The sequence below is a fragment of the Sphingobium sp. ba1 genome, from assembly GCF_000743655.1.
In the GTDB taxonomy this organism is placed as follows: Bacteria; Pseudomonadota; Alphaproteobacteria; order Sphingomonadales; family Sphingomonadaceae; genus Sphingobium.
Window position 1 is genome coordinate 175,680 of record NZ_JPPQ01000006.1, and the last position, 3,756, is coordinate 179,435.

Consider the following 3,756-nt stretch of genomic DNA (forward strand, 5'->3'; position numbering starts at 1 on the left):
AAGTTCCACTGGAAGCCCCGACTTGGGATTCAGTCTACCATTTGGGACGAAGCGCTGAAGCTCCAGGCGGCGGACAATGACTATCAGCGCCGCGACCTGTTCGAGGCGATCGACGCCGGCGATTTCCCGCAATGGGATCTGGGTATCCAATTGTTCGACGAGGCGTTTGCCGAGGCGCAACCCTATGACGTGCTCGACGCGACCAAGCTCATCCCGGAAGAGGATGTGCCCGTGCGCCTGATCGGCACACTGACGCTCAACCGCAATGTCGACAATTTCTTCGCCGAAACCGAGCAGGTCGCATTCCTGCCCTCGAATGTTCCGCCAGGCATCGATTTTTCGAATGATCCGCTGCTTCAGGGCCGGCTCTTCTCCTATCTGGATACGCAAAATTCACGTCTCGGCACCACCAACTTCCATCAGATCCCGGTAAACGCACCGCGCTGTCCGTTCGGCAATTTCCAGCGGGACGGAAAAATGCAGACGATGGTGCCCAAGGGCCGTGCCAATTATGAACCCAACAGCCTGGCGGCGCATGGCGAGGAAGGTGGACCGCGCGAAAGCCCGGACGTCGGCTTTGTAACGGCAAACGCCGCCACTGGCCCTGAAGAGAGCGGCGACAAGCTGCGCGTGCGGGCGGAAACCTTCGCCGATCATTACAGTCAGGCGCGTTTATTCTACCGTTCACAGACGATCAGTGAACAAGCCCATATCGCCTCGTCCTTCGTGTTCGAACTCTCGAAGGTGGCACAGCTCGATCAGGTGCCCGGCCGGATGGTGGCCAATCTACGCAATGTGGACGAAGACCTGGCGAGCCGGGTTGCGGACGGCTTAGCGATCGATCTGCCGAAAAAGACGCCCGCCGCCAAGGAGCCGATCGACATGCCGCCTTCGGACGCACTTTCGATCCATAAGAATATGCTGGCGACGCTTGAGGGGCGCAAAGTCGGCATTCTGATCGCGGACGGCAGCGATGCGGACGAACTGGCAGCAATCGTCACGGCAGTAGAAAAAGCCAAGGGCAAGGCTGTGATCGTCGCGCCCAAAGTCGGTGGCGCAAAGCTCTCCAACGGCAAGCAGCAGAAGGCCGATGGTCAGCTGGCAGGATCGCCGAGTCAGATTTTCGATGCCGTGGCGATCATAGTGTCGCAGGAGGGCTGCGCGACGCTGCTGAACGAAGGCGCGGCGGTCGAATTTGTGATGAACGCCTTTGGCCATCTCAAGGCGATTGGCGCGAATGAGACAGCGCAGCCCTTGCTCGACAAGGCCGGCGTGGTGCCCGACGCGGGCGTCACGGGGGTCGATGCAGCGTTCGTCAAGGCGGCGGCTCTCCGCTTCTATGACCGCGAACCATCGCTGCGTATGCTGGCTTGAGAGAAGACATGATGAGCGATCAGTTTAACGCCTGGTCGCTCATGTCTTTTAGCCGGGCTAAATGCAGTTGTCGCCTACCTGATATCCTGTTCCACCTGTTGCAGGATCTTGGGCTTTGCCCGGGCCGATTTCAGATTCAGTGCACGAAATTGTGCCACTAGTCGCGTCGGTTCGATCTCGATGCGGACGTAGCCGCTATGGTTCAGGTCATGAAAGCGGATGTGGGGGTTATTTGCGCGAACCTCGCCGAAGCGGCCGGCTGGCGGCGATTGGGCAGCAAGGGCGGAGGTGACGATTTCGGTCGCCACTGGCGGGGTGCCATCCGCCCGATGCAGATCATTCAGCCAAAAACTGTGGACGTCGCCGCTTAGAATTAGGGGATTGCGGACATTGGGGCGGGCGAGCTGATCCAGCAGCCGTGAGCGGCCTGCGACATAGCCGTCCCACTGGTCGCTATAGACAGCGTCACCCCCGCCATCGAGCGCCAGCGGCGCAAAAAACACGCCCTGCGCCAATAAAGTCCAAGGGCGCCGCTCTTGGGAAAGGCGCTGAGCCAGCCATGCCTCCTGCGCCTGTCCCAGCATGGTCCGATCGGGCGCCAACCGTTCGGCGCAATGATCGAGCCGGACGTTGCGGGCTACCGACGGCGCCGCGCATGGCGGGTTGGACCGGAATTGGCGCGTGTCGAGCATGGAAAGCGATGCCAGTTCGCCCCAGTCCACCCCACGATAGAGGCGCGGGCTGGCCATGGAGCGCCACAGGCTGGGGCGGATCGGCATATGTTCGAAATAGGCCTGATAGGCCGCCGCTCGCCGCGCCGCGAAAATTTCGGGAGGTAGCCCCTCTCGATTGGCGAGCGCGGCATAATCGTTCAGCACCTCATGATCGTCCCATGTGACGAGCCAGGGCACGCGCCGGTGCGCTTCCTGCAAATCCGGATCGGTGCGATAGAGGGCGTAGCGGGCGCGGTACCCATCCAGATCGCGTGGTTCGGGCGCGCCGAAATCGCGGACCTTGGGCTGGTCGGGATAGGATGTTTCGTAAATATAGTCGCCGACCTGCACGATCAGGTCGGGATCGCCCGCCAGCATGTCGCGATAGGCGCCGAACCATCCCAATTCCCAATGCTGGCAGGATGTGAGCGCCAGCCGCAACCGGTTGGTGCGGTCCGGCACGGTTGCGGTACGCCCGACCGGGCTGGTCGCGCCAAGCGCATGGAAGCGATAATGATAGGGGCGCCCCGGTCGTAGTCCGGTCAGTTCGAGATGGATGCTGTGCGCCGCCTCGGGATGCGCGTTCAATGCGCCGGTCCGGACGATGTTGCGAAATCCTTCATCCTCGGCGACCTCGTAACGGACCGGGATCGATCCGGCCCGAAGAGGGTGGGCGTCGGGGCCGACGAGGCGCGTCCACAAAACGAAGCCGTCGCGGGATGGATCGCCGCTGGCGACGCCGAGCGCAAAGGGGTCGGCCTGCGCAGTGAAGGGTGCGGCGAGCACCCGGAGCGGCGTGGCGCCAAGCGCGACCATGGCGCCCAGCACGGCGCGGCGATGCCAGGGAGAGGCTTGCATCGGGCGGCCCTATCGGCGGCGTTTGACAGTAATGCGACAGCGACCCCCGACGAATGTGGATATTGTCCCGATATTGTCATGCCGACTGACTAACCGCCCCGCTCATCTGAAGGGGGAAGCCGCCGTGACCTGGTTGAGGGATGTAGACCGCTGGTTCATTGATGAGATATTGCCGCACCGGGTCGCTTTCCGGCGGCAGGCGGCTCGGCTGGTCCCCACGGCCGAGGCCGAGGATCTGGTGCAGGAGGCCTATGCCCGCGCGATCAATGCGTCGCATCATCGCGAGATCGTCAATCCCCGCAGCTTCGTCCTCACCATCATCCGCAATCTGGCGCATGAACGTCATCGTCGCGCCACCGTCGTGCGGTTCGAGCATCTGGCCGATATGGAAGCGATGGAAATTGCCGATAGCGCGCCGGATCAATTTGCAGTGCTATCGGGCAATATGGAGCTGGCACGGCTGATCGCGCTGATGGAGCAATTGCCGCCACAGGCGCGCGCGGTGGTGAAGATGCGGCGGATCGAAGGATTATTGCCGGGCGATATAGCGGTGCGGATGGGTTTGTCGGTCTCTACTGTAGAGAAGCATCTTGCCAAAGGGCTGGCCATTCTTGCCTATGCGATGCAGGAAGCGCCACCGCAGGAAGAAAGGGCCCCGTTTTCGCGCTTATGGCAACGCCACCGACACCAGAGAAAATGATGGAGGAAGCCGCCGGCTGGCTGGCGGCGCTCGATGCAGGCTCGGTCACGCCGCAGGCTTTCGAACAATGGCGTGCGGCCGATCCCCGCCATGCCATCGCCTTTGCCCAGG

4 protein-coding genes are annotated in these 3,756 nt (G+C 62.2%); 3 read left to right on the forward strand and 1 reads right to left on the reverse strand.

Annotation, left to right across the window (positions count from 1 at the left end):
* Positions 1-1,374, forward strand: a 1,374-nt coding sequence (locus IL54_RS00970) for a catalase (RefSeq protein ID WP_037472520.1), incomplete at its 5' end; no start/stop codon positions are given.
* A gap of 74 nt (positions 1,375-1,448) precedes the next feature.
* Here the strand turns inward: IL54_RS00970 and IL54_RS00975 are convergent.
* Entirely contained in the window at positions 1,449-2,945 is a 1,497-nt protein-coding gene (locus tag IL54_RS00975; RefSeq protein ID WP_037472268.1) for an alkaline phosphatase D family protein, read from the reverse strand.
* A 124-nt stretch (positions 2,946-3,069) separates the two neighbouring features.
* Between IL54_RS00975 and IL54_RS00980 the strand changes: the two genes are divergently transcribed.
* Both IL54_RS00980 and IL54_RS25780 read left to right on the forward strand, forming a co-directional pair.
* Positions 3,070-3,645 (forward strand): RNA polymerase sigma factor, encoded by a 576-nt coding sequence (locus IL54_RS00980; protein WP_004212904.1) that lies wholly within the window; start codon positions 3,070-3,072, stop codon positions 3,643-3,645.
* Positions 3,645-3,756 (forward strand): FecR/PupR family sigma factor regulator (locus IL54_RS25780; protein ID WP_443210143.1); only part of this gene is annotated, 112 nt, incomplete at its 3' end. The genes IL54_RS00980 and IL54_RS25780, both read left to right, overlap by 1 nt.